This is a genomic window from Mycobacterium sp. (assembly GCF_035506235.1).
In the GTDB taxonomy this organism is placed as follows: Bacteria; Actinomycetota; Actinomycetes; order Mycobacteriales; family Mycobacteriaceae; genus Mycobacterium.
Genome location: NZ_DATJPU010000028.1, coordinates 1 through 4,997 on the forward strand (window position 1 = coordinate 1; position 4,997 = coordinate 4,997).

5 protein-coding genes are annotated in these 4,997 nt (G+C 68.5%); 2 read left to right on the forward strand and 3 right to left on the reverse strand.

Going from position 1 to position 4,997, the window contains the following annotated elements; all coding sequences use genetic code 11:
* Positions 1-126: 126 nt before the first annotated feature.
* Both VMD50_RS03380 and VMD50_RS03385 read right to left on the reverse strand, forming a co-directional pair.
* The gene (locus tag VMD50_RS03380) at positions 127-1,209 is read right to left on the reverse strand and encodes an NAD(P)H-dependent amine dehydrogenase family protein (protein WP_325424857.1); all 1,083 of its coding nucleotides are present in this window, start codon (positions 1,207-1,209) and stop codon (positions 127-129) included.
* Positions 1,206-2,213 carry an aromatic ring-hydroxylating dioxygenase subunit alpha gene (locus VMD50_RS03385; RefSeq protein ID WP_325424859.1) on the reverse strand — a complete coding sequence of 336 codons (1,008 nt, stop codon included), beginning with the start codon at positions 2,211-2,213 and terminating at the stop codon, positions 1,206-1,208. The genes VMD50_RS03380 and VMD50_RS03385 overlap by 4 nt, the downstream gene beginning before the upstream one ends.
* A 119-nt stretch (positions 2,214-2,332) precedes the next feature.
* On the opposite strand from VMD50_RS03385, the gene VMD50_RS03390 reads away from it, so the two are divergent.
* On the forward strand, positions 2,333-2,908 hold the full coding sequence (locus VMD50_RS03390; RefSeq protein ID WP_325424866.1) for a TetR/AcrR family transcriptional regulator: 576 nt from the start codon (positions 2,333-2,335) through the stop codon (positions 2,906-2,908).
* Positions 2,909-2,917: 9 nt separating this feature from the next.
* Positions 2,918-3,427 (forward strand): GNAT family N-acetyltransferase, encoded by a 510-nt coding sequence (locus tag VMD50_RS03395; RefSeq protein WP_325424861.1) that lies wholly within the window; start codon positions 2,918-2,920, stop codon positions 3,425-3,427.
* A gap of 4 nt (positions 3,428-3,431) precedes the next feature.
* Here VMD50_RS03395 and VMD50_RS03400 read toward each other — a convergent pair.
* Positions 3,432-4,997: SDR family oxidoreductase (locus tag VMD50_RS03400; protein WP_325424864.1), on the reverse strand; the 1,566-nt coding region annotated here is incomplete at its 5' end.

Here is a 4,997-nt window from a genome sequence, read left to right on the forward strand (position 1 = left end):
GCCCGACGGCCGCACCGAGTGGATCCCGCCTCCGCACTTGGACCGCGGCGCGCGCACCAACGACTATCACCACCCGGAGCGCCTCTTCGATGACGACGAGGACCCTTGAGCCGTTTGACCCCTCGCCTACTTCTTGAACCGTCCCGCGAACCCGCGCAGCGGTAGGTCGGCGCTGGTAATCAGCCCGGGCCGCGCCGCCACCACGGACTTGATCGCGGCGAGGGCGGGCATGCCGGTGACGGTCATGCCGATGGAGGCGAAGTTGTCCGGATTCGACAGGTCCACGCCGGGCCTGGGGAAGATCATGTGCTTGTTGTAGACGCACGGGTCGCCCTTGATCTGGGTGATGTAGCAGCCCTTGATGTTCCAGCTCGGGTCGGTGTGCGGGGTCATCTGCCACTCCAGATGCGTCTCGACGCGGGGCACCCCGTCCACCATGCCCTGGTACTTGATGTAGTTGCCGCCCAGCGAGCCCTTGGGCAGCGTGTACCAGCCCAGGTCGACGTCCTTGGTGCAGGCGCCCAACTCGTAGCTGAACTTCACCTCATCCAGCGGCAGGTCGAAGCAGTCGGCCATCATCAGCACGCTGTCGGCGAAGACGCGGGTGTACTTCTCCAGCTTCGACGGGATCTCCGGATCGTCGACCGGCTGGCCGTAGCCCACCTCGATCCAGGTGTCCTTGGAGTGGTGGCACGACACGTCGACGGACTCGATGGTGGTGACGTTCTCGATGTCGGCGACGTCGGCCGAGCACACCACGCCGAGGATCTGGTTCAGGCCGGGGTTCATGCCGGTCCCGTAGAACGTCGCGCCGCCCTTCTCGCACGCCTCGGCCAGGAGCTGAGTCACCGGCTTGCCCGACGGGTGCGGATGGTTCTTGTCGCGGTGCCAGCCGGTGATCCAGTCGGCGGTGGTGACGATGTTGATGCCCGCCTCGAGCACTTTGACGTAGAGGTCCTCGTCGGGGAACACGCCGTGGAAGGTGAGCACGTCGGGCTTGGCGGCGATGATGTCCTCGATCGTTCCAGTCACCTTCACCCCGTTGGGCGCGATGCCCGCGAGCTCACCGGCATCGCGCCCGATCTTGTCGGGCGAATAGCAGTGCACACCAACGAGTTCCAGGTCGGGCCGGGTGGCGATCCGCTTGATCATCTCCGAACCGACGTTGCCGGTGGCCACCTGGAAGACGCGGACCGGTGCTGTACTCATTCCGTTGAGCCTCTCTGCGATGCGAATGCCTCGGGATAAAACTGCCTGGCCCACTTGCGGATTGCGGTGAAGCCCTCGTACTCGTCGGCGGCCAGCGCGGGCAGGTCCGAGTAGCGCTGGTGCTGCCAGATCTCGATGTCCTGCTCGAACTGCCGTATCACTTCCCGCCCGAACTCGGCCGCCTTGAGCTCGGCGCGCAAAGGGTCCTTGCCCGGGGTCCGGCCGATGTAGACCATGAACCGGACGTCGGAGATGGACTCGTCGACGGGGGTGACCGCGGAAATGGTGCGGTTGTCGACCATCCCCCAGCTCTTGGTGACGGCGATGCCCAGGCCGCCGTTGATGGCCTCCACGCCGCTGTTGACGTCCTCGATCCGCTGGCCGTCGTCGCCCTCGAACGTGATGGTGAAGTCGACGTAGGACACCGGGTCGCCGAAGTCGTGGCGGGTGAACACCGGCACGATGGGCGTGTTGTGCACGAACTTGAAATGGGCGAAGTCCACGCCGTTTTCGAGCACGTACTGCGGGTGCAGTTCCAGGCCCCGGCGGAACAACCGCTGCTGCGGGTAGTAGTCGCCCGCGCCGCTGCCGTCCGCGAAGGAGGCGAACACGTCGGGCGCGTCGAAGTACGGCTCGCGGCGGTCGGCGTCGTGCCAGATGTAGACCGACTCGTTGCGCTCCACCACGGGGAAGGTGCGCATCCGCCTGCCGCGGTTCGGCCGATCCTGGTAGGGGATGCAGACGTTGCGGCCGTGGGAGTTCCACTGCCACCCGTGGAACGGGCACTGCAGTACCTCGCCGACGACCTTGCCGCCGTAACCGAGGTGCGCCCCGAGGTGCTCGCAGTAGGCGTCCATCACCGTGAGCTCGCCGGACTCGGCGCGCCAGGCGACCATCTCCCGGTCGAAGTACTTCATCCGGTGCACGTCGCCGACCCCGATCTCGTCGGACCAGGCGACCTGAAACCATCCGGTCGGTTTCATCGACAACGGCGGCTTAGCCATCTGGGCATCCTCGCACAGAATCACAGTACCCTCTATGAAAATGTTAGGCTGGGCGGATGGCCGGAACGAAGGTCGCCGAGAGGCGCCCCAACCGGCGCGGCCACGCGACGCGCGTGAGCATGCTCGAGGCCGCGCTGAAGTCGCTGGCCTCCGGCGAGCCGGGCTCGGTGTCGGCCAATCGCATCGCCAAGGACATCGGCGCCACCTGGGGAGCGGTGCAGTACCAGTTCGGCGACGCCGACGGTTTCTGGGCCGCAGTGCTGCACCGCACGGCCGAGCGGCGCGCCGCCACGTTCTCGGCGCCGCGACAGCCGGGTGCGCCGTTGCGGGAGCGCGTCGGCGCCATCATCGACACCCTGTACCGCGGCCTGGCATCGGCGGATTCCCGCGCGATCGAAAACCTGCGCGCCGCGCTCCCGCGCGACCCCCGCGAGCTGGAGCGCCTCTACCCGCGCACCGCCGCCGAGCTGTTCTCCTGGGGCAAGAGCTGGCTCGAGACCTGCCAGAACGCCTTCGCCGGCCTGGACGTCGACCCGGACCGGGTGCGCGAGGTGGCCGCCCTCATCCCGGGCGCGATGCGGGGCCTGGTGTCGGAGCGCCAGCTGGGCTCCTACGCCGACCTCGACATGGCGCGGCGGGGTCTGACGAACGCCCTGGCGGCCTACCTGGAGCGGCCGCAGGCGGACGTTCTCTAGCCTTAGGCTGTGGAGCCCAGCGACATCACGATCCGGGAAGCCACGAAGGACGATTTCGCCGCCGTCGCGGCGATGCATTATCCGGTGTGGCGACGATCGTGGGCCGGGATACTGCTGCCCCAGGTGCTCGACCTGCTGGGGCCCCCGAAACGCTGGGTCGCCGAGATCTACCCGCAAAGCCTGAATCGCCGCGGATGGCGCATGTGGGTCGCCGAGGCCGACGGCAGCACGCTCGGCGTGGCCATCTTCGGGCCCGACTCCGACCAGCCCGACGACCTTCTCATCGACGCGCTGTACGTCGCGGAGGACAGCCAACGGCACGGCATCGGTGGCCGGATGCTCGACGCGGTGCTCGGCTCGCACCCCTCCGGCGACGTGATCCTGTGGTGCGCCGAGCAAAACGACAAGGCCCGCCGCTTCTACGAGAAGAACAATTTCCACCTCGACGGCCGCACCTTCGATTGGGAGCCCCTGCCGGGTATCACGGTGGCCCACGTCGGATACCGCCGCAAGCGCTGACGACCTAACGCTGCCGAATGTCGAAGCGCGCGAACAGCCGGAGCGCCGACGGGCTGATCCGCCGCATGGCGTAGCCGATCCGGGATTCGGCGGCGACGGGCAGCACGGCGGGGCCGGTCCTGACGGCCTTGACGATCGCCTCGGCCACGGCCTCCGGTGTGTAGTTACGACGCCGGTACGCCGCGTCGGCCTTCGCCCGGGCGCGTTCCTGTTGTTCGGCGGTCATCCCCGCGTAGACCGTGCTTTTGGCGATGTTGGTGTTGACGAATCCCGGGCACACGGCCGTGACGGAGATGCCCTCGTCGGCGAGGTCGGCCCGCAGCGATTCGCTGAACGCCAGCACCGCCGCCTTGGTGGTGCCGTAGGCGACCATAGATTTCGACGGTATGAACGCCGCCGCCGACGCCAGGTTGATGATCGTTCCCCCCTCGCCGCGCTCGACCATCTGCGCCCCGAACGCCCTGCTGCCGGCGATGACGCCGCCGACGTTGACGCCCATGATGTCTTGCCAATTGGCCGGGCTGGTCTCCAGGAACCGGCCGGCCATCCCGATGCCGGCGTTGTTCACCAGGATGTCGACCACGCCGTGCTCGTCAAGCACTTGGGCGGCAAGGTCATTCATCGCGGACTCGTCGCTGACGTCGGCCCGGTAGACCGCCGCCTCGGCGCACGCCGCGCGAACGGCGTCCGCGGTGTCGTTGGCGCCGGCGAGATCCCGGTCGACGATCGCCACCTTGCGGGCGCCGCGACGGGCCAGCTCCACCGCGGTGGCCCTGCCGATGCCTGCGCCCGCCCCGGTGACCAGCGCAAGCTTGCCGCGCACCTCCCGGCGGCCGCCGCGCACCACCGCCGCGCCGGAGCCGGCCGCGCCGCCGAGGTTGTGATCGACCCATTCGGCGGTCAACCGGGCGATGACGTCGGGGCGCGACGTGACCACCCAGTGCCCGCCCTCGATCGGAATCACCCTGCCGCCGGCCGGAATTGCGCCGGTGAACCGCTGCAGCGCGGGCGTCACGAAGACGTCCCGGCGCGGCACCAGGGTTTGAACGGCGACGGTCGTCCGCGGCAACCGCGGCCCGGGCGACAGCATCGGCCCGGGCATGTTCGCCCGATACAGCTCGAGCCCGTTGACGTAGTCGGTGATGGATCGCGGCGTCGCGGGGTGCCGGCTGAGCGTGCTCGACCGGCCGATGCGCTCAAGGGCCTCATGGACTTTCACGCCAATCCGGGACCGAAACGCGAGCTCCGGCACACCGGGGCACAAGAAGAAGGCGATATACAGCGATCCCAGCAGCTGCCTGGCGACCCGGCCCGCGGCCCGCGGCGTCCTCGCCGACCGCAGGAACGCGCCCGCATACTGCAGGTGCGGGCCCGAAATCGAGGTGAACGAAGCGACTTTGGCCATCACCGACTCGTCGGTGATGGCCGCCCAGGCTTGGATCGACCCCCAGTCGTGGGCCAGCAGGTGGACCCGCCCGGCGCCGAGGCTGTCGATCACCGCGCCGATGTCGGACACCAGTTGCGCAAACGCATAACCGGAACGCCTTGCGGGGCAGGATGATTCGCCCGC